Annotated in this window: 18 protein-coding genes; 12 read left to right on the top strand and 6 right to left on the bottom strand. The window is 49.2% G+C overall.

The genetic code is table 11. The features are described 5' to 3' along the window. The 8 genes from B9A32_RS17885 to hdrA2 all read left to right on the top strand — a co-directional run. Nucleotides 1-560, top strand: a 560-nt coding sequence (locus tag B9A32_RS17885; protein ID WP_232367223.1) for a transposase, incomplete at its 5' end; no start/stop codon positions are given. Between the two features lie 1074 nt (nucleotides 561-1634). Beyond that, nucleotides 1635-1907: a 4Fe-4S dicluster domain-containing protein gene (locus tag B9A32_RS17880; RefSeq protein WP_084071332.1), complete on the top strand. Its 273-nt coding sequence runs from the start codon at nucleotides 1635-1637 to the stop codon at nucleotides 1905-1907. Between the two features lie 138 nt (nucleotides 1908-2045). After that, the gene (locus B9A32_RS17875) at nucleotides 2046-3191 is read left to right on the top strand and encodes a 2-oxoacid:acceptor oxidoreductase subunit alpha (protein WP_084071331.1); all 1146 of its coding nucleotides are present in this window, start codon (nucleotides 2046-2048) and stop codon (nucleotides 3189-3191) included. A gap of 2 nt (nucleotides 3192-3193) precedes the next feature. Continuing rightward, nucleotides 3194-4045, top strand: a complete 852-nt coding sequence (locus B9A32_RS17870; protein ID WP_084071330.1) for a 2-oxoacid:ferredoxin oxidoreductase subunit beta — start codon at nucleotides 3194-3196, stop codon at nucleotides 4043-4045. Nucleotides 4046-4115: 70 nt separating this feature from the next. Next, entirely contained in the window at nucleotides 4116-4712 is a 597-nt protein-coding gene (locus B9A32_RS17865; RefSeq protein WP_084071329.1) for a 2-oxoacid:acceptor oxidoreductase family protein, read from the top strand. Then, nucleotides 4702-8055 (top strand): FAD-dependent oxidoreductase, encoded by a 3354-nt coding sequence (locus tag B9A32_RS17860; RefSeq protein ID WP_084071328.1) that lies wholly within the window; start codon nucleotides 4702-4704, stop codon nucleotides 8053-8055. Before B9A32_RS17865 ends, B9A32_RS17860 begins: the two co-directional genes overlap by 11 nt. Before the next feature lie 138 nt (nucleotides 8056-8193). After that, complete coding sequence (locus tag B9A32_RS17855; RefSeq protein ID WP_084071327.1) at nucleotides 8194-9825, top strand: hydrogenase iron-sulfur subunit; 1632 nt, start codon at nucleotides 8194-8196, stop codon at nucleotides 9823-9825. A 21-nt stretch (nucleotides 9826-9846) separates the two neighbouring features. After that, the gene (gene hdrA2, locus B9A32_RS17850) at nucleotides 9847-12267 is read left to right on the top strand and encodes a CoB-CoM heterodisulfide reductase HdrA2 (RefSeq protein WP_084071326.1); all 2421 of its coding nucleotides are present in this window, start codon (nucleotides 9847-9849) and stop codon (nucleotides 12265-12267) included. A gap of 231 nt (nucleotides 12268-12498) precedes the next feature. Here hdrA2 and B9A32_RS21940 read toward each other — a convergent pair whose 3' ends face one another. Together B9A32_RS21940 and B9A32_RS17845 are read right to left on the bottom strand one after the other, a co-directional pair. Continuing rightward, complete coding sequence (locus B9A32_RS21940; RefSeq protein ID WP_212638001.1) at nucleotides 12499-12639, bottom strand: hypothetical protein; 141 nt, start codon at nucleotides 12637-12639, stop codon at nucleotides 12499-12501. 60 nt (nucleotides 12640-12699) lie between these two features. Beyond that, entirely contained in the window at nucleotides 12700-13044 is a 345-nt protein-coding gene (locus B9A32_RS17845; RefSeq protein ID WP_084071325.1) for a CGGC domain-containing protein, read from the bottom strand. Nucleotides 13045-13617: 573 nt separating this feature from the next. On the opposite strand from B9A32_RS17845, the gene B9A32_RS17840 reads away from it, so the two are divergent. The 4 genes from B9A32_RS17840 to B9A32_RS17825 are packed head-to-tail and all read left to right on the top strand — an operon-like array spanning nucleotide 13618 to nucleotide 16881. Beyond that, nucleotides 13618-14457 (top strand): phosphate ABC transporter substrate-binding protein, encoded by an 840-nt coding sequence (locus B9A32_RS17840; protein ID WP_084071324.1) that lies wholly within the window; start codon nucleotides 13618-13620, stop codon nucleotides 14455-14457. After that, on the top strand, nucleotides 14457-15302 hold the full coding sequence (locus B9A32_RS17835; protein ID WP_084071323.1) for a PstC family ABC transporter permease: 846 nt from the start codon (nucleotides 14457-14459) through the stop codon (nucleotides 15300-15302). The genes B9A32_RS17840 and B9A32_RS17835 overlap by 1 nt, the downstream gene beginning before the upstream one ends. Nucleotides 15303-15307: 5 nt before the next feature. Beyond that, nucleotides 15308-16174, top strand: a complete 867-nt coding sequence (locus tag B9A32_RS17830; RefSeq protein ID WP_084071322.1) for a PstA family ABC transporter permease — start codon at nucleotides 15308-15310, stop codon at nucleotides 16172-16174. Further along, nucleotides 16171-16881, top strand: a complete 711-nt coding sequence (locus B9A32_RS17825; protein WP_084071321.1) for a phosphate ABC transporter ATP-binding protein — start codon at nucleotides 16171-16173, stop codon at nucleotides 16879-16881. The genes B9A32_RS17830 and B9A32_RS17825 overlap by 4 nt, the downstream gene beginning before the upstream one ends. 8 nt (nucleotides 16882-16889) lie before the next feature. Here the strand turns inward: B9A32_RS17825 and B9A32_RS17820 are convergent, their stop codons facing one another. The 4 genes from B9A32_RS17820 to B9A32_RS17805 form a co-directional block, all read right to left on the bottom strand. Then, nucleotides 16890-17405 carry a hypothetical protein gene (locus tag B9A32_RS17820; protein ID WP_212638000.1) on the bottom strand — a complete coding sequence of 172 codons (516 nt, stop codon included), beginning with the start codon at nucleotides 17403-17405 and terminating at the stop codon, nucleotides 16890-16892. Nucleotides 17406-17861: 456 nt separating this feature from the next. After that, complete coding sequence (locus B9A32_RS17815) at nucleotides 17862-18758, bottom strand: nitrilase-related carbon-nitrogen hydrolase (RefSeq protein WP_084071319.1); 897 nt, start codon at nucleotides 18756-18758, stop codon at nucleotides 17862-17864. A 25-nt stretch (nucleotides 18759-18783) separates the two neighbouring features. Next, nucleotides 18784-19494, bottom strand: a complete 711-nt coding sequence (locus B9A32_RS17810) for a transglutaminase-like domain-containing protein (RefSeq protein WP_084071318.1) — start codon at nucleotides 19492-19494, stop codon at nucleotides 18784-18786. Between the two features lie 135 nt (nucleotides 19495-19629). Then, the gene (locus B9A32_RS17805) at nucleotides 19630-20382 is read right to left on the bottom strand and encodes an acyl-CoA dehydratase activase (RefSeq protein WP_084071317.1); all 753 of its coding nucleotides are present in this window, start codon (nucleotides 20380-20382) and stop codon (nucleotides 19630-19632) included. Between the last annotated feature and the right edge of the window lie 9 nt (nucleotides 20383-20391).

Here is a 20391-nt window from a genome sequence, read left to right as displayed (position 1 = left end):
AATCCCATAAAGATTTTGATTTGCTACAGGCTGAGGGAAAACATTTTGTATGCCGAATCAAAATCAAAACTACGCGAACTATCATCAAACAGAACCTTGTGCCGGAGGACACTCATATTTTTTATGATGCAGAAGTCCTTCTTGGAACTCCGGGGGTAAATCAATCAGAGACACCAGTCCGAGTCGTTGGATATAAGATTGCAGGCTCAACATTTTACGTGGCAACTGATCGACATGATCTGACTGCCGAGCAAGTGGCAAAAATCTACAAGCTCAGGTGGGACATTGAATCTTTTTTCAAATGGTGGAAAAAACATCTCAAAGTGTATCACTTAATTGCTCGCAGTGAGTATGGAGTCATGGTACAAATCCTTGGTGGGCTTATTTCATATCTACTCATGGCCATATATTGTCATGATAAATTCAATGAAAAAGTTTCCATCAAAAGAATCCGCCAACTGAGAAATGATATACAAAATGAGCTCAGATACCCTTTATCAGGCGATAGGGCTGTCAAAAAAAGGACCAAAAAAAAGAAAAAGAAGTCTGCAAAAACCTAACCGGACATCACTGAGTGATTTGATGATTTAAAATAATTTCAATAATCGTAAGCACTCAGTTACGCATGAAGGGTTTCCAACAAGCAATTGTGTAGATCTGGCTATCTCAACTTTTTAAAAATTAAAAATTCATAAAAAAAAATTTTAGATCAATTCCTAACCGTATATCCAACATAGCCTCATGTTATCCTGAAACCAGATAAGTACCACCCATTAAGCTTGAGTATTGCCCCCCTGACAAAACAAATTCCAAATACAGTCAAATCCTGATGCCATAAAGTACCTTCTGATTTTAAGAACCCAAAATAAGCAAAATCACAAGCCCTTTATTTTTATACCCATGATTATTTTATGTCAATAATGTTTCTTGATATGCGATTTTACAATAAAAAATTCCAAAAGGTCCTTTTATATGAAATACCCCATAAATCTGTGAAGAATTTCAAGCTTTGTTCTGGGCAAAGCCGGATCACAATACGGTCTACGGCAGTTTATATGAAAAGGAAAACGCCAACCACCCTCAGCAGAGCCGCCCCCCCGATGGGCAATAGAAACCGGACAATTGAGCTGTCTACAGTTCCGGTCCGGGCCCATTGCCCATCGGGGGGGGCGGCGGCATAATACCATTTTCAACATTCGTTGTGTCCCACAGAACATACCCGTTACTCAACTTTCGGTGTTCGCATTTCGTGGTGGGGTCAGGCTTTCGTTATTGACATTATCAAGGCTTTTTTCGTTGGCAAAGGCCTTGGTCGATAACATCAATAACAAAAGCCTGACCCCGTCGGCACACTGACCCCATCGGTACATTTAAAAATGCCGGCTTTGAAATGAAGCCCGAAAGTTGAGCCCGTTATATAAAAGCCCCATGCTTTAACAAGAATCCGGCCCTTAAAGAAAAACAGCTTTCACCCCCACTCAAAACAAAGACACCCCCTGCTTTTTCAGAACCCCATCCAGACAAACACATTCTCCTCCACTTAAAAAAACCTTTTCATTCCCAACAAGATGAGATATGCATTGACCGACAAATTATCAATCATGATATCCATAAGCCAACACAGGGAAGGGGTTATGAAATACTGGAGAGTCCCTCTTGATTCAGAAGAGGTCGAAGTAACACAGGGCGTTGTCCACATAATAAAGGACCGCTGCAAAGGGTGCGGATACTGCATTGAGTACTGCCCAAGGGCTGTTCTTGAATTTTCAAAGGAGTTTAACAAAAACGGCTACCACCCTCCCCGGGTCAGGGCAGAGGGGTGCCTTAACTGCCACTATTGTGAGCTTCTGTGTCCAGAGTTTGCCATTTTTTCCACAGAAGCAACGGCAGAGCAAGCCGCCGTTTAATCACAATTCCCAAGGAAAAAGCCAAGGCAACAGATGAAACCCGTCAAGAACATCCAAAGGGTTATTTTGTACGGTCAACCACAAAAACCAGGCAAATCCTGCCTGTCCAATGTCGAATAAAGGGGTATTGAGGAGAGGATGAAACCAGCAGTCGATACAGGTAAACATTTTATCAACGGAGACATCGCATGTGCCGAAGGGGCCATTGCGGCGGGGTGCCTTTTTTTCGGGGGGTATCCCATTACCCCGGCCACAGAGGTGGCAGAGCACATGTCCGAGAGACTTCCCCATGTGGGGGGCACCTATATACAGATGGAAGATGAGATAGCAGCCATGACCTCCATTCTTGGCGGCGCATGGACAGGCAAGAAAACCATGACGGCAACATCAGGCCCCGGTTTCAGCCTCATGATGGAGACAGTGGGGCTTGCCATTGTGACAGAGACCCCCTGTGTGGTGGTCAATGTCCAGCGGGGAGGCCCCTCCACAGGCTTGCCCACCCAGGGTGCCCAGGCAGATATGATGCAGGCCAAATGGGGCTCCCACGGCGATTATGAAATCATTGCCCTGGCCCCCTCATCCCCCCAGGAGATGTTTGACCTCACCATCACAGCCTTTAATTTAAGTGAAAAATATCGCACCCCGGTTTTCATCATGTCCGACGAAATTGTGGGACACATGAGTGAAAAAGTGGTGATCCCCAAAAAAGAAGCCATCAAAACCATTTCCAGAATTCAACCCCGGGGAAAAAAGAATAATTTTCACCCCTTTAAACCCGGGCCCAACGGGGTGGCCCCCATGCCGTCCATCGGCCAGGGGTACAAGGTCCATGTGACAGGGCTCACCCACGATGAAAAAGGCTACCCTGTGATGAGTGTGGATACCCAGGCAGAAATGATGGAACGTCTGCTGGGCAAAATCAGAAACAACCTGGACGACATTATCATGACGGATCAATACCTTCTGGACGATGCAGACATTGTCATTGTCTCCTATGGTGTTTCATCCAGAACAAGCTACACCGCCGTTGACATGGCAAGGGAACAAGGTATCAAGGCAGGACTTTTAAGACTCATCACCGTATGGCCCTTTCCCGACCGTTTAATAAAGGAACTTGCCTTAAGGGTTAAGGGCTTTATCACCGTTGAAATCAACATGGGCCAGATCAGCCGGGAGGTGGAGCGTTGTGCAGGCTACAAAGCCCCCTCTTACCTTGCGGGCCATCCCGGCGGTGCCGTGGTGCCCCCCGAACAGGTGATATCCATCATGAAGGAGGCATTTTAACCATGGGCAGTCCAGCAGTTAAAAAAGAAGTTCCCGTCCCCCATCCCCTGGAAGACCTGGTTCGCATGGAAAGGATTCCCCACATATGGTGTTCCGGTTGCGGTACCGGTTCTGTTTTTACGGCCTGTCTCACGGCCATGAAAAACACAGGGATCAATTACGATGATTTTGCCATGGTTTCAGGCATTGGCTGCTCCGGAAGGGGGGCCGGTTATATAAATATCGACAGTTTTCACACCACCCACGGCAGGGCCATCCCCTTTGCCACGGGCATCAAAATGGCAAGACCGGAAACCAATGTCATTGTCTTTTCCGGAGATGGCGATCTCTTTGCCATTGGCGGCAACCATTTTATCCATGCGGCCCGGCGAAACATGGACATCACCGTGATCTGCGTCAATAATTTTATTTACGGCATGACCGGGGGGCAAGCTGCGGCCACAACCCCCCACGAGGCAAAGTCCTCCACCTCCATGGGAGGAAACCCGGAATCTCCCTTTAATCTTCCATTGCTTGCCTATGCCGCAGGTGCCACCTATGTGGCAAGATGGACCATGCTCCACTCAAGGGATCTTGCAGACAGCATTGAAGAGGCCATCAACCACAAGGGCTTCTCCTTTGTGGAGGCCCTGTCCCCCTGCCCCATCAACTATGGTCGGCGCAATAAACAAAAACCCCTGGACACATTAAGGGAGTATCACGCCAACACCATCATAAAAAACAATGCCGACCCCGGCGAGCTGGGCATTGATTTTAAACAAAAGGTGATTTTGGGTAAATTTGTGGATATTGAAAAACCATCCCATGATGAGCAATACCATCGACTTTACCATGAAACATCCACAAAATCGTGATCAAGCCGAACCTGTCAGCAAAAACAATGGCAATCAACATTGAAAACAAACTTTTTACGGGTTAAACCATATGTCTGATAAAAAAGAGAAACAGGAGATCATTGTAACGGGGTTTGGCGGCCAGGGCATCATCCTTGCCGGGCGCATCATCGGCATGGCTGCTGCCCTAAGGGACGACAAAGAGAGCACCCTTGTCCAGTCCTATGGCCCGGAATCCAGGGGGGGGGCCTGCTGTGCCCAGGTGGTAATCTCCAATACCATCATTCAATATCCCTATATTACAACCCCTGATATCCTGGCATGCATGTCCCAATCCGCCTATGAAAAATATTACCGATCTCTGAAGCCCGGGGGCTTTCTCCTCACGGACAAAGATCTTGTGATTCCCCAGGATGACAGGCTGTGCTTTGCCATACCTGCCACCCGCATGGCAGAGGAACTGGGCAGAAAAATGATGGCAAATATCATCATGGTGGGGTTTACAACGGCAGTTACCAACCTTGTAACCAAGGAGGCAGCCCTTTTTGCCGTTACATCCTCGGTTCCCAAGGGCACAGAAAAAATGAACACCAAGGCCTTTAACCTGGGATTTGATTATGGCCTGTCCAAACTCAAGGGACTTGAAAAAAGGGCCGGTGGCCAGACAGGAGCAAAAAATGAAGCGTAAGAAAGATCGTCTCCGCAGGGTAATGGTCATTGGGGCCACGCCGTCGGGCATTTTGGCGGCAAACAAACTGGGGGAACTTGATATTCCCGTTACCCTGGTGGATTGTGACCCGGACATGGATAAAAAACTTGCAGACCCGGGCTTTACCCTCAAGTCCGGGGTCCCTTTTAACCACGCCCACAGGCCGGGACTCATCCGCCTCATGAGAAATCCGGACATATCCTGCATTCTTCCGGCAAGGGTGAACAGCATCAAGCACAACATGCAGGGATTTAAGATTTCCGTGGTAAAAGAGCAGACCTTTGTGGATACGGACACCTGCACCCTGTGCGGACGCTGTGTGGAAACCTGTCCCGTAACCCTGGAGGACGGCACCAAACCTGTAACCGTTATAAGCCGCAGAAGTCTTCCCGGCCGGGCCATCATTGACAAAAGAAAAACACCCCTGTGCAGCACCGGATGTCCCCTGGGCGTCAATGTCCAGGGCTATGTGGCCCTGGCAGGCCGGGGCCGGTTTCAAAAGGCCCTTGACCTCATCCGAAGAGAAAATATCCTGCCGGGTATCTGTGGACGTATCTGCACCCATCCCTGTGAAGATGAGTGCCGGCGCACCCAGGTGGATGAGCCCCTGTCCATCCGGGCCATCAAACGATTTGTGGCCGATGTTGAGGATGACCGTGAAACATCACACAAACCCGCCCCTGTTTTTGTGGAGGGCAGAAAAATCGCAGTGATCGGGTCTGGCCCGGCGGGACTTGCTGCGGCCCATGAACTTGTATCCCATGGATGCCGGGCTGTTATTTTTGAGGAGCAACCGGAAGCAGGCGGTCTGCTCCGCTACGGCATCGGCCCCCACCGCCTTCCCGGAAAAATCCTTAAAAGGGAACTTGCCCATATAAAAGCGTCCGGTGTGGAGATAAGAACCTCCCGCCCCATGGACCTTGAATCAGATCTCACCGGGCTTAAAAAAGAGTATGATGCCATTATCCTGGCCACGGGCTCCTGGTGTGACAGAAAACTTGGGGTACCGGGAGAGAACCTCAAAGGGGTCCGGGGTTGTATCTCCTTTCTCACGGACTTCCATGCCAAAAAAGAGCATGATCTGCCCCAAAATGTGATTGTCATCGGGGACGGCAATGCGGCCTTTGACCTTGCCCGGGTGGTGTCAAGGACCGGCTCCCGGGTGACCATGGTGTCCTGGTTTGAAAAAGACAATATTCCCGCAGATCATGATGAAATAAGAGAAGCCCTGGAAGAGGGAATCGCCATCCGGGACCAAAGCCAGGTGGTACAATTTCTTGGAGACAACGGCAGGGTAACCGGTGTGATGTGTAAAGCCACACGCCCGGGCAAACCCGTTGACAACGGCATTGCCTGGCCGGAAATCATTGAAGATTCAGAACCGTTTACCATGGCAGCAGACCTTGTGCTGGTGGCCATCGGGCAAACAGGTGCCTACAAAAAATTAAGTAAGGCCGGGGAGTTTAACGTAAATGCCAGCGCCTATCTGGAACCCCGGAACAACGGAGCGGAAAAGAGCCATATTTATGTGGCCGGTGATGCCACCGGGGGCACAGCCACAGTGGTCCATGCCATGGCCCAGGGAAAATCCACAGCCAGGCAGGCCCTGAACGACCTTTATCAGCTGGGGCTTGATGGGAACACCCAACGGGTCTCCCAACGGGATTTTCCTGACCTTTGCGATACCCTTTCTGTGATGCCAAGGGCTGTGATGCCGGAACAAGACCCGGCCCAACGGATAAAGGGATACGACGAGGTGGCCCTGGGGCTTTCCAGGGATCAGGTGGTGACCGAGGCGGCCCGCTGCCTGCAGTGCGGGGTCTGCTCCGAATGCATGGAGTGTGTTGATGTGTGCAATGCCATCAAAGCCATTGACCACAGGGAAGCGGAGGAAGAATTTGCCGTCCATGCCGGCGTGGTGATTCTGGCTGATCCTTCCATGGCACCTGCCGTAAAGGGAGACGACATCATCCGGGCCTATGGTCCCAAGTCCTCCCACCCCGATGTCCATGCCATGATGATGCGGGGATTTGCCGCCGCAGCCCAGGCCATGATTCTTCTTAAAAACGGCTCCTGGTCCAGAAAGGGCAGTGGGGTTGCCCATGCTGCCCCCACCGCCGCTTTTTCCCCGGGGATTGCAAGAACCGGGGTGTTTGTGTGTCGATGTAACGACTCCCTTGGCTGGGACGGCGCCATGGATCAATTTGTGGATTCATTGCTCAACCACGAATCTGTGGTTCACTCCACCACCATGATGTCCGCCTGTACCCCGGAGGGAATCTCTCAAATTTTAAAAACAGTGCGTACAAAATCCCTTAGCCGCATTGTCCTTGCCTCCTGTGTCTGCTGTCCCTTAAACTTTGTGTGCAGCGCATGTACAGACCAGAGAAGCCGCCTTAAACACGGACTTTTCACCGGCACCGGCATTGGCAGATCCATGGTGGAGACCTGCAATATCCGGGGGGAGGCCCTTTCTTTGTTAGAAAAGGACAGAGACCTTGCTGTTGAGCGATTAAAAGGTCTTATTACCCGCTCCATCGGCAGGGCAGAACAGCTCAGGCCCTTTGCCTCTCCCATGCGAAATTACAACTTTACCACAGCGGTTATCGGAGATTCCGAAGCATCTGTGACAAGTGCCATGATGCTTGCCGAAACCGGTACAGATGTGGTGATGTTCGGTGGCACGGACAAGCCCCTGGAAACGGTGGTATCCCATGAAAACATTTTCTGTTTTAAGGGATCGTCTGTGCGGGATATGACCGGCACCCTGGGCAATTTTCAGATCAATGTGGACATAGACGGAGAACGCCAGGAGTTCAATGCCGGCACCGTAATAATGGGAGAACGGTCACGGCGGCAGATAAAATATCTCCACCAGCAGAAACTTGCTTACAGAACCGTGTCTTCCGCCATGCAGGAAAAGGATAAAGTGGGCCGCCCCTATATTTTACCGGGCATGACCTCCATTCCGGGAATATTTCTTGCCGACCCTTCCAATATAAGTGTGTCCAACAGACAAAAGGGCGCTTCGGCCGCTGTACTGGCAGCAGCCATCATGCCAAGGGGACCCCGCAAGAGCAAGGGGTTCACAGTGGTGGTGGATGCGGACAAGTGCCGGGGGTGTGGTCGATGTGTGGCAGAGTGCGCCTACCAGGCAGTGACCCTGAGTCCCAATGGTGTGGGTGGATGGGCCGCGTCTGTGGACGAGGCGTTTTGCAAGGGGTGCGGCAATTGTATTTCTGTGTGTCCCACCAATGCAGCAGACAGCCCTTACCGGGACCAGGTGTTTCTGGAACGCTCATTGGAGGAGATGCTCTTATAATAGCCACGGGCAGACCGTATTCGCTACCTGGCCTGCCCACAACGAATATAGAAAACGGCATTATGCCGTCCCCCCGCCACATCAACGATGTGCAAGGGGACTTCTCGGTTAAAAATTAAAGGTTGCGGTACAAGACCCATGGAAAATTATAAAATAGTATTATTTTTATGCAACTGGGGCCCCCACGGGGCGTTCCAGGCCCTCCAGGAAGATGGGTATAAAATTCCCGGAGAGATCAAGATGATTCGTATTCCCTGCACAGGCAGGATCAGCAAGGCACTGTTGTTCAAGGCCTTTGAGATGGGAGCCGACGGGGTGGCCCTGGCAGGGTGTGCCCCGGGGGCCTGTCGCTATGGCAGTGGCACATACAATGCCATTAAAAACACCGAAGATACAAGGGAAATCATAGAGGTGCTGGGCCTTGGCAGGGAGAGATTGCGACTGGCCACTTTTCTGCCCGATGATGTTGATCCCTTAAAGGAGTTTCTGTCAGATTTTGTTGCAGATATAAAAGCCCTGGGAAAAAGCCCCATTGTCAGTGCCACGTCCAAAGGTGACTTTCCTGAAGAATCCTTTACCGAATCCGGGCAGGAGCTCCTTGCCATGGCCCCGGCCACCACCGCTGAGACCATCCGGAAAATCATTGAAAAACACGATGCCTATGCCTGCCAGGATTGCGGCAAGTGCACATCTTCATGCCCACTTGCCCTGTGCGGCAAGGATTTTTCCCCCCGGACCCTGGTGGGCAGTCTCATCGCAGGTGAGGTGGATTCTGAAAATGTTAAAAACAATATATGGTCCTGTCTCACCTGCGGCACCTGTTATGAACGATGCCCCTCCGAGGTGAATTTTCCCCTTTTGATTCAGGATCTGAGAAGTGTACTTTTTAAACGCAAAGAGAGCCACCAGACCCATGGCGGTTTTTTCCACTCCCTTATGCGCTCCATGGCAAGCCCCGGTCTCCGGCAGAAACGATGGAAAGATCTTCCCTCTGCCATTAAAACAGACCCAGAGAGCAAAACGCTTTTTTATGGAGGATGTGCTCCCTATTTTGACCTGTTTTTCAGAAATCACCAGCAGGTTAAAAATGCCAACGTTCTCAATGATGCCTTGCGCCTGTTAAACTTTTTTGATGTCACCCCCCGTATCCTTGAAAATGAGCGATGCTGCGGCCACGATCTTCTCTGGTCCGGAGATCGACAAAATTTCATTAATATTGCCAAGCTAAATTGTGATTATTTAAATTCCCTTGGCATTGAAGAGATGATAACGGCCTGTCCTGAATGCTACAAAACATTTGCCCAGACCTACAAAGAGAACGGCATTGAGCTCAACTTCAAGGTGACCCATCTTTACGAATTTCTGGATACAGAACTGGAGCGGGGGGCCGTCACCATTGAAAACCCGGATATCACATTTACCTACCAGGATTCATGCCGGTTAAACTCCCTGGAAGATGTACGGGATCTGCCGCGAAAATTGATCCGGCGTTTTTCCAACGGCAACTTTGTGGAGATGCAGAACAATGGGAGTACAGCATTATGCTGTGGCAACAGCGCCTGGATCGGGTGTGACGCATTCAGTAAGGCGCTTCAGGTAAAACGGCTGACCCAGGGCAGAAACACCCAAAGTGATGTGATGCTCACCTCCTGCGGCAAATGCAGAATTCATCTGGGATGTGCCATGGAAGATCCCTTTTCCGGGGATAAACTGAAAATGGAATTAGTGGACTTAACCAGCGTCATTGCCGACCACGTCCGCTGGGAATAATATAAAAAGGAAGCAGGATCAATGAAAACCAGCGTAGTAAACCGATCTTTTACAACAGCGGAAATTGTTCCGGCCATTGGGGTATATGTCTGCCAATGCGGTCTGAACATTGGAAAAACCGTGGATTGCAAAAAAGTGGCAGAAAAAGCTGCCACCCTGCCGGGGGTGGCCCTGGCAAGGGATATCACCTATGCGTGCTCAGAACCGGGCCAGATGGAAATCGTGGAAGATATCCATGCCCATGGCCTGGACCGTGTGGTGGTTGCCTCCTGTTCCCCGCGCCTCCACGAAGCAACCTTTCGCAACATGATGAAGCAGGCAGGCCTGAACCCCTATCTCATGGAAATGGCCAATATCCGGGAACAATGCTCCTGGGTGCACATGGAAACACCCGGGGCTGCCACAGAAAAGGCCCTGGATCTTGTCACCATGGCCATCAACAGGGCACGCCTTTTAATGCCCCTGACAGAAGAAATCGTTCCTGTGGAAAAGAAAACCCTGGTCATCGGCGGCGGCATTGCCGGCATCCAGGCGGCCCTTGATCTGGCTGACAACGATTACCAGGTAACCCTGGTGGAAAAGACAGGTTCCATCGGCGGCATGATGGCAAGGCTGGACAAAACCTTTCCCACCATGGACTGTTCCATCTGAATCCTCGGTCCTAAGATGACGGATGCCGGTCGGCATCCCAATATTACGCTTCACACCCTGGCAGAGATTTCAGGGGTCACAGGATACGTGGGTAACTTTGAGGTTGAGATTATAAAACGGGCCAAGTATGTGGATGAAACCGCCTGTACCTCCTGCGGGGAGTGTGCTGTGGCCTGTCCGGTTGTGTTCCCCGATGAATTCAACGAGGGACTTGCCTCAAGAAAGGCCATCCACATTCCCTTTCCCCAGGCAGTGCCATCATCCTATCTCATTAACATGGATGAATGCATGGGCCGGGGCTGTTCCAAATGCATGGACGTGTGCGATAAGAACTGCATAGATTTTAATATGTCCGATGGGGTGATAACAGAAAAGGTGGGCACCATTGTGGTGGCAACGGGTCTGGAACCCTATGATCCCAAAGCCATGGACGAGTATGGATACACCCGGTTTGAAAACGTTGTGACCAGTGTGGAGTTTGAGCGCCTTGTCAATGCCGGAGGTCCCACAAAGGGTGAACTTGTGCGCCCCCTGGACAGAAAAGTGCCAAAGAGTGTGGGCTTTGTCCAGTGCGTGGGATCCCGATCCCGCAGGCGGGGGGGGGAGCACTGCTCCAACATCTGCTGCATGAACACCATCAAAAGCACCCTGATCCTTAAAGAGCATTACCCTGACATGGAGATAACCGTCTTTTACATGGATATCAGGGCCTTTGGCAAAGGGTTTGAAGATCTTTACAATCGCAGCCGCAGGCTTGGGGTGAAGTACCTTCGGGGGCTTCCCGGTTCTGTGGAGGAGTTGCCCAATGGCTCTTTGCAGGTGGCCGTGGAAAACATGGCCACGGCCCGGGTGGATTTCCACGAGCTTGAGATGCTGGTGCTGGCCCTTGGTATCAATGCACCCAGGGGAACCCGGGAACTCCAGGAGATGTTAGGACTTCAGCTCACCCCGGACGGATTTTATCTTGAAGCCCATCCCAAGCTTTTACCTGTGGATGCGGCAACAAGGGGGGTCTTTTATGCAGGATGTGCCGAAGGTCCCAAGGATATCAAAGAGAGTGTTACCCAGGGAACAGCTGCGGCATCCCGGGCCGTGCGTCTCATGCACAAGGGTGAAATCGCCTCGGAACCCATCACAGCCTCGGTGGTCACCGATCTTTGCAATGCCTGCGGCATCTGCGCCAGGGTCTGCCCCTACAATGCCATTACCGTGGATGTAAAGAAAAAGATCCCGGCGGTTGTTAACACAGCTGCCTGTGCCGGGTGCGGCACCTGTGGAGCCGAGTGTCGCAATAACGCCATTGTCTTAAACCATTTCACCGACCGGCAGATAAACACCCAGACCGATGCCATGCTGGCAAATAGACCCGCAGAAAAAATCGTGGTGTTTGCCTGCAACTGGTGCTCCTATGCCGGGGCTGACTTTGCCGGGGTGTCAAGGCTCAGCTATCCTTCCAATGTAAGGCTCATCCGCACCATGTGCTCGGGCCGGGTGGATGAAAGCTTTATCTGGCGGGCCTTTGAAAGCGGCGCCCCTGTGGTGCTGGTGAGCGGTTGCCACATTGGAGACTGCCACTACATTGATGCCAATAAATGGACAGTGAAACGGGTGGAGCGCATCCATAAAAAAATGGCAAAAAAAGGTATTCGCCCTGAGCGTCTCCAGCTCTCCTGGATCAGTGCTGCCGAGGGGGTGAGGTTTGCCAGGGTCATGGCGGACATGGAAGATATTCGAAAAACCGTCACTGGTGAAGAAATCCGGGATACCATTGCAATACTGGCAGAACCCTGAAATTAATTCGCCAATAACCGCCACGGGCGGACCGTATTTTGATCCGGCCCTGCCCACAATAAAGAAGTCTTTAATATAACGGGCATCTCCTGGCGGACACAACGAATATAGGATCGTAGACGCGGAGCCAAATGGTATTATGCCGCCCCCCCGAGGGGCAATGGGCCAGACAGCTCGATTGGCCGGTTCCTATTGCCCCTCGGGGGGCTCTGCTGAGGTTGCTCAGAAGTTTTATTTTCTAATAAACTGCCATGGGCAGACCATATTGGGATTTGACCTGCCCACAACGAACAATGAAAAAGTAGTTGCAGTGAACACCCAGTACCCAGTACCCAGTACCCAGTACCCACCACCCAGTACCTGCTTTTTCATATAAAAAAACCCCTGGGCTAAGGACAAATACTCAGGGGTTTTTCTTATCAGTGCTTACTATCAGTGGTAGTCGTGGGTACCAATGACCACATCAATACCGAATTTGCCCTTGAGCATTTCGGCCTTCTCTTCCGGGGTGGAATAGGGGCAGTCGGGCTTGGCATTGGCCATGCAGGAAGACAGATAAATTTTATCCGGTTTAAGCTCAGAAAGTTTCATGGTCATGCCCGTGTTGGGCACCATGGTACGACCGGGGCATTCGCACTTGACAAAGCCCACCACCTGGGACTCTGATTCAAATTTGCCCTCACCAAGGGCAGCAGCCTTAAGACATCTCCACTCACCGGGACAGCCGTATCCGGCATCCATATAACTTCCGCATCCAACTACGACAACTTTTTCCATTTTTCCTCCTGATGTTTGATGGTTAATTATGAGTTTCTGCTCACAGGTCTTAGCTATCAATGTCCACCGGATTATTCAACAGGAAAATTTTTTATTTTTATAAGACTGTCACGGGTAGACCTTATTCTGATTTCGTTCTGCCCACAACGAAACATAAAAGAGTGTTAGATTTGCATACTCTTTCATAATTTTCATGCACGGCTCACCTTTTCGTTAATTTTAAATCAATACAAAGCGATGTGAGGCGCGCATCCGAACAAATGAACAACTATCTTCCCAGCATTTTAATCAAATCAGAAATTTTTCACCGGACAGCCCACCTGGCAGTATCAAAAAAACAAATAGGAAAAATCCAGTGGATTTAGATTAACAATTTGCTTGTCCGGTGTCCATGGCATAAAAATAACAGTTACCCTTTACAGGCAAAATCAGGCTGTAAAAAACTAATTAAAAGTTCATCAGCATGCGAAGCGTGTTTGTTGCAACTTTTGGTTGGAAGACAAGCGCAGCGAGTCATTCCAACAATTTTATCAAAATCCAAGAATTAAATTTTCACACAACAAGGAAGGGCATATGAAATTTTTTATGAACACACTTAAACATCTGTCATGGCTTCTGGCATGCTGTTTTATTCTGGTTTCTTCCAGCCCGGCAGAGAGTATTGACAGCTTTACAGGAGAAAAAGGAACCCTTAGAATATCAGGCGGAACAGCACATATCCCTGTAATGAAAATTGCGGCACAAAAAATCATGGACACCCATCCTGATATCCAGATCACCATTGCCGGAGGAGGCTCCGGGGCCGGCATTAAACAGGTGGGAGAAGGACTGGTTCAAATCGGAAATTCAGGGCGAAAGGCCAGCGATGCTGAAATCCAGAAATATGAACTATCCCTATATAAATGGGCCATCGACGGAGTTGGCACCGTGGTTCATCCCGACAACCCTGTGCAGGCACTCACATCACAACAACTACAGGATATCTTCGCAGGCAAAATCAACAACTGGAAACAACTTGGCGGATCGGACCGTGCCATTAATGTATATACCCGGGACGAATCCAGTGGCACCCGTTCGGTGTTCTGGAAAAAAGCCCTGGCAAAGGGCGACATTTCTCCCAAGGCACAATTTGCTTCTTCCAACGGTGCCATGAAAACCGCTGTGGCAAAAAACCCCTATGCCATCGGCTATATGTCTGTGGGATATATTGACCAAAGCGTTGCACCTGTTTCCCTTGATGGCGTGCGCCCGGACCTGGAAACAGTAAAATCCGGCAAGTATAAAGTTTCCCGAGGGCTTTACAGCAACACCAAAGGCCCTGCCACAGGATTGGCTGAAAAATTCATCAACTATCTTTTGAGCCCTGAAGGTCAAAACATCGTTGTCCAAAAAGGATTTGTGCCGGTTCGCTGATGCTGGGAAATGACCGTATTCCAAAAATCTGCCTTCAGACAGCTGCATGGGGGTGTGCATCACTGACCTTTGGTGTGCTGGTTTTTATGGCATGGCTGAGCATCCCCGTGCTCAGAGCCTCGGATACAGTTCACATACTGACCCTCCCCTGGCTCCCGGGCCAGGGGCAGTTTGGCATTGGTCCCATGATCCTTGGCAGCCTGTATATTTCCGTTTTAAGCCTTATCATGGCAGCACCTGTGAGTTTCGGGGCTGCCATCTTTATCCGGATCACCCGTCCGGGAACCCTGGGCAAGTTTTTTCAGCACCTGGTAGAAGCCATGACCGCCATCCCCACCGTGGTCTATGGGTTTATCGGTATTTTTCTCATAGTGCCTCTTATCCGGGAAACCTTTGTCCAGGGATCGGGCATGTGCATTTTATCTGCCGCCATCATGCTGTCGCTGGTGATCTCCCCCACCATGATACTGATTTTTTCACAAAGCATATCCAGCGTTCCCCGTCAATATACCATTGCTGTGGAAGCCATGGGTGCCACCCCTGCCCAAAAATTTTTAATGATCATTTTGCCCTGTGCCTGGAAGGGAATACTCACAGGCTTGATTCTCGGATTTGGCAGGGCTGTGGGGGATACCCTCATTGCACTTATGATCAGCGGGAACACCATTGATTTTCCCCGCCATATCCTGGATTCGGCAAGGACCCTCACCGCTCACATTGCACTGGTGACAGCAGCTGATTTTGACAGCATGGAATTTAAGACACTTTTTGTCTGCGCACTGACACTCTACCTGCTCACCTGTGTTGGCGTTTTTTTCGCCCGCGCTGCCGGAAAAAGGCAGTGATAATCATGAAAAACCATTCTGCAGTAGATATATTTTTAAGCTTCTATGCCTGGTGCTGCGCATTTATCCTCACATCCGCCGTTTTAACCATCCTGGGTTATCTTTTGTTCCATGGCTTGTCCAGCCTGAACCTGGATCTGATCTTTGCCCATACACCGGTAATGGACGCGCTTTTTTTAAAAAAGCAGGTATTCGGAGGGCTGCTCCCGGCCATTACCGGAACCCTGGCACTGATTTTTTTGTCCATGCTTTTTGCCCTTCCCGTGGGCATTGCCACCGGTATTTTTCTCTCGGAATTTGCCCGGTCCGGAACCCGGAAAATCCTGGGGCTGATGTTTGATATCATGGCATCTTTGCCATCCATTGTGGTGGGGCTTTTCGGATTTGCCGTCACCATTTTTTTGCACCAGCATTTTTTCAAACAACTCTATCCCTGTCTGCTCATTTCCGCGTTATGTCTGGCATTTCTGGTTATTCCATATATCATCCGTTCAACACAAATCGCCCTGGAAAGTCTTCCGCCCCAGGTTCGGCTGACAGGCCCGGCGCTTGGAGCCACCCGGACCCAGAACCTATGGTATGTTCTGATTCCCATGGCGGCAAAGGAAATTATCGGCGGTATCATCCTTGCCATTGGAAGAAGTGCCGAGGATACTGCGGTGATTATGCTCACCGGAGCCGTTGCCACAGCTGGAGTTCCAAATTCAATTTTTTCAGGCTATGAAGCGCTGCCGTTCTTCATTTATTATACGGCAGCAGAGTACGCAAATACCTCAGAATTAATGAAAGCCTATGGTGCGGCCCTGATCTTATTGTTTATCTGCGGCGGCTTGTACCTTTTTGCATACTGGATTAAAAGAAAAGTACGATGAAAAAAACGAAAATAAAAGTACAGGACCTTAATTTTTTTTATGGGCCGCATCACATTCTGAATAAAATCAATCTGGACATTCCAGCAGGTACCATCACCGCCGTCAGCGGTCCATCAGGACAGGGAAAATCCAGCTTGCTCACCGCTTTAAATCGTTTATGGGAAAACATTGACGGTGCCAGAGCCACAGGTCGTATATGGATCGATTTTGGTAAAGGCTTAGAAGAGATCTCAAAAAAAGAATACAATGTCCACCATTTGCGCCAAAAGGTGGGAATGGTTTTTCAGATGCCTAATCCCCTTCCCATGAGTATATTGAAAAACATGCAATTCCCGTTAAAACTGGCTGGCATTTCAAAAAATATGGTGCCGGAAAAGATCGAAACTGCATTACAACAGGCTCACCTTTGGGAGGAAGTAAAAGACAGGCTCTCCAGTGATGCACAAATGCTTTCCGGGGGGCAGCTCCAACGCCTGTGCATTGCCAGATCCCTGGTGATACAACCGGAAGTTCTCTTATTGGACGAACCTACAGCCTCATTGGACCCGGCTTCTGTTGAAAAAATTGAACAATTGCTCTTGGAGTTAAAAAGCCGGTGCACCATTGTCATGGTCTCCCATTACATGGACCAAATCCGGAGAATAGCGGACAGGAATCTGCTATTATCAAATGGCAATCTCTCTCTGGTGACCACAAAAGAACAATAAAAAGTCCATTATTTCCCATGGGATTGATCCTTGAAAAAATCAAATATTTTTATCACAATATGAAGAACATCCCTTATTATATTGCCGATTTCCGGAATTTGTTCATGGGAAAATTTAAAACAGCCTGAGAATAAAATCAAAGTGGGAAATAAAGCCGCAGCAAAAGCGATGTTCCAGTATTCCAGGCCGTAATATTCTTGTATCTGCCCTGCAAGCATTGCAGCCAGAGGCACCCCGAATAAAATTAATCTCCCCAATAGCTGTCTTGGCAAATAAAAGTAACGAAGCACATAGCACAATTTCAAGAGAATGCTTATGAACAGACAAAAAACAAAGGTAGAGACAACAATTTCCATGGAAAACATCATCACATCAAGGTCAAGAAAATCGGAAATTGCAAAGGAGGCAGCAGGATACATGCCAAAAAACTGTTGGCCCATGGGCGTAAATGCGTAAAGTTCCCAGAACATCTTAGTACAATAGAAAAATACCATGTTCAATGCCGCTGAAATGGATAACAGCATGGCAAGTTGCACCAGTCCATTCCAAATTTTCCATTTATGTATATTGATGAGGGGTGAATTTCTTAGGCAATTCATCCCAAAGTCGTTACATATTTTTAAAAATTTGATATTTTTCATAAATCATCCATCATCTGTCCATTAATCAACAATCTTAAATGACATATATAAACAGATGGAGATGAAACTTCAACCCCAAAGAAATAATTTTTACATTTAAATAAAATACTCCGTAAATCCGAAAAATATTTCAAGCTTGATTGTGGACAGAGCCGAATCAGAAGAAGGGCTGACCGCGGAGATTATATGCAGGGTTGCCTCCAAGTTTACCCAAGGCAAAGTCCCCGAGGAACAATAGGAACCGGCCCAATTGAGCCATCTGCGGTTTCCATCCCCCTCGGAGGGCGGTATCATAACATTGTCAATATTCGTTGTGTCCGGCAGGACATGGCAGTTATATCAATAAAGCTCCTCTCTTCTGTCTTTAAGGAAAAAACGTTTACTCTTTTTTCCACGTTTTTTTGCCAGGGCCGCAAGATTGAGATCATAAAAAAGAATCCCATCTTCACCATCAACAAAGGACGTAAGCAGCTGGGCTGTACCAGGGTCCCATATGCCCATGCCTGATCCATATGTCTTGGTACCGTTCCGGCCCAGATGATTGCATGCCGCAACATAAAGAGTGTTGTCATAGGCCCTTGCTCCCAGATAACGGTTCCACACGGCAATGCGCCGTTCTCCTCCCAAAGGAGAGGCATGGGGTGCAAAGAGAATCTGGGCACCTTTCAGGGAATACACCGCAGCAATTTCAGGAAAATGCATATCATAACAAATACCAATGGCAAAGGTCACCCCATTGCCCCGGGTATCTTCTGCATGAAAAACCGGAAGGGCGTTACCCTGGGAAAAAACGACCCTTTCGTTGCTGCCCGGATGGGTCTTTCTGTAGATTTCCACCCTGCCGTCGGTAAAAGCCACCATGTGTGTGATATAAAGTTCATCCCGGACTTTTTCTATGAGCCCGGCAAGAATGATGATGCCAAGCCTCTGGGACAATTTTGACACCGTGCCGGATGATTTACCGGGAACGGCTTCGGCCAGGGCAAGGGAATGGGTTCTTTCATACCCGGTGATGGACAACTCTGGAAAGCAGATGATTTGTGCCTTATTACGGGAAGCTCTTGTTGCAAAGTGTTCTATCTTTTTTAAGTTGTTTTCCTTTCCCCGGGTGGCATCCATCTGGACAAGGGCGATCCTGAATCGCTCCATCTCAAAGGCATGGACCTTGGGGGAATAGCACCCGAACAAGCTAAGAGTAAAAACAAAAACCAGACTGACAAAAATCCATGGTTTCATATTATTTTCCACAAAAAACTAACATTTAAATTTCCGGGGAAACGTCTTTCCCGGGAGCATTTTCTGTCAACGCTTCCCGGGTAAACGCCTTTGGGTCTTGATGCCGGTTGATCTCAAAAATTCTGGGATAATACTTTTTAAAGGCAGCATGAATTTTATCAAAGGGCAGATCTGCATGGATGCCTCGATCATTCACATATTCCATGTGACGCTGTCCTAAAGTGTCAAACTCATGAAATATGGAATCATGAATACCATCAAATTCAAGGGGTTTTACATTAAAATGACTGCATAAAGAACCATTAAACGCAGGGGTTGCCTTGACCCATTGCCCTGCCAGGTAAAGCTCGACATAGCCATGGTAAATAAACAAATCCGTGTCCATCATATCCCTGAGGCGTTTTGTGACCAGATGATTGCGAACATCTGCAAAGCCAAGGCGGGCAGGAATGGATTGGGCCCTGGCAACGGCAGCAAGAAGTACAGCTTTGGCCACACAATACCCGGCCTTTCTTTTTAAAACCGCACTTGCCCGAATAAAATTTTGATTGTCTTCAAAATGATAAGGGTCATACCGGATATCATCCCGGACCCTGTAATAAAGGGCAATGGCCTTGTCCTGCCGAGACTTCACACCACGGCAGATATCCCGAGAATATTCTTGAATTGTGGGCGAATCGCTGTCAATAAAAAAGGTGGGCTTCAAATAAACATCAAAGTTCGATTGCTGATTCATTGTATTGTTTTCCTTGCCGGCTAAAAGTTAGGTTAAAAATATCAAAGCACAGGCACATGAAAAACAAAAGGCTTTTTGATTTGGTTCAATCAAAAAGCCTTTTTCAATTTACCGGAAAAGATAGCGTTGGCTGTTTTAGCGATTTTCTGCCATCAGCAGTGCTGCCCCATAGGCCCCGTTCATCTGGGGATCCCGGGAAACCCTGATCTTCCGATCAAGTTTTTTTGACAACAATTCCACCATACACAAATTTTTGGCCACCCCGCCGGTGAAAACAATGTCCCCCTTGGCAGAAACCCGGTTGAGCATGCCCGCAGCCCGGCGGATGACACTGGTGTGAAGCCCCCGGGCAATCTCCCGGCGATCCTCTCCCCTGGCAATGAGGGAAGTGACTTCAGATTCTGCAAACACCGTACACATGCTGGAGATGTGGAGATCTTTTGCGGCAGAAAGGGCGGCTTTGCCAAAATCGTCAATGGTAAAGCCCAGTGCTTTGGCCATGATTTCAAGGAATTTACCGGTACCGGCGGCACAACGATCGTTCATTTCAAATTTTTTCACCCGTCCATTGTTGGCCAGGGCAATGGCTTTACTGTCCTGGCCACCAATGTCCAGAATGGTTTGGACATCAGGGAACAAAGCCTGTGCACCCCTGGCATGGGCTTTTATCTCCGTCACCGTGGGGGCGTCAAAGGCAATCTCAAAAAGATTTCGCCCATATCCAGTGGCCATGATGCCGTCATAACGGATACCGTCCATGAGTTTTTCTGCTTCAGCCATGGGGTCAAACCCGGTGTCCGCCTGGGCCAAGTGACAAATTTTTCCGGTTTCATCGACAACCACAAGTTCAATGCTCCGGGATCCGATATCTATTCCGGCAAAACGCATGATATTCTC

Source organism: Desulfocicer vacuolatum DSM 3385, assembly GCF_900176365.1.
In the GTDB taxonomy this organism is placed as follows: domain Bacteria; phylum Desulfobacterota; class Desulfobacteria; order Desulfobacterales; family Desulfobacteraceae; genus Desulfocicer; species Desulfocicer vacuolatum.
Note: the sequence above shows the minus strand (reverse complement) of the source record. Positions and strands in the feature narration are given on the sequence as shown.

Excerpts from the sequence above, each read along its gene's own strand:
- B9A32_RS17880 (WP_084071332.1), top strand. The coding sequence starts at position 1,635 with ATGAAATACTGGAGAGTCCCTCTTGATTCAGAAGAGGTCGAAGTAACA.
- B9A32_RS17875 (WP_084071331.1), top strand. The coding sequence starts at position 2,046 with ATGAAACCAGCAGTCGATACAGGTAAACATTTTATCAACGGAGACATC.
- B9A32_RS17870 (WP_084071330.1), top strand. The coding sequence starts at position 3,194 with ATGGGCAGTCCAGCAGTTAAAAAAGAAGTTCCCGTCCCCCATCCCCTG.
- B9A32_RS17865 (WP_084071329.1), top strand. The coding sequence starts at position 4,116 with ATGTCTGATAAAAAAGAGAAACAGGAGATCATTGTAACGGGGTTTGGC.
- B9A32_RS17860 (WP_084071328.1), top strand. The coding sequence starts at position 4,702 with ATGAAGCGTAAGAAAGATCGTCTCCGCAGGGTAATGGTCATTGGGGCC.
- B9A32_RS17855 (WP_084071327.1), top strand. The coding sequence starts at position 8,194 with ATGGAAAATTATAAAATAGTATTATTTTTATGCAACTGGGGCCCCCAC.
- B9A32_RS21940 (WP_212638001.1), bottom strand. The coding sequence starts at position 12,639 with ATGAAAAAGCAGGTACTGGGTGGTGGGTACTGGGTACTGGGTACTGGG.
- B9A32_RS17845 (WP_084071325.1), bottom strand. The coding sequence starts at position 13,044 with ATGGAAAAAGTTGTCGTAGTTGGATGCGGAAGTTATATGGATGCCGGA.
- B9A32_RS17840 (WP_084071324.1), top strand. The coding sequence starts at position 13,618 with ATGAAATTTTTTATGAACACACTTAAACATCTGTCATGGCTTCTGGCA.
- B9A32_RS17835 (WP_084071323.1), top strand. The coding sequence starts at position 14,457 with ATGCTGGGAAATGACCGTATTCCAAAAATCTGCCTTCAGACAGCTGCA.
- B9A32_RS17830 (WP_084071322.1), top strand. The coding sequence starts at position 15,308 with ATGAAAAACCATTCTGCAGTAGATATATTTTTAAGCTTCTATGCCTGG.
- B9A32_RS17825 (WP_084071321.1), top strand. The coding sequence starts at position 16,171 with ATGAAAAAAACGAAAATAAAAGTACAGGACCTTAATTTTTTTTATGGG.
- B9A32_RS17820 (WP_212638000.1), bottom strand. The coding sequence starts at position 17,405 with ATGCTGTTATCCATTTCAGCGGCATTGAACATGGTATTTTTCTATTGT.
- B9A32_RS17815 (WP_084071319.1), bottom strand. The coding sequence starts at position 18,758 with ATGAAACCATGGATTTTTGTCAGTCTGGTTTTTGTTTTTACTCTTAGC.
- B9A32_RS17810 (WP_084071318.1), bottom strand. The coding sequence starts at position 19,494 with ATGAATCAGCAATCGAACTTTGATGTTTATTTGAAGCCCACCTTTTTT.
- B9A32_RS17805 (WP_084071317.1), bottom strand. The coding sequence starts at position 20,382 with ATGCGTTTTGCCGGAATAGATATCGGATCCCGGAGCATTGAACTTGTG.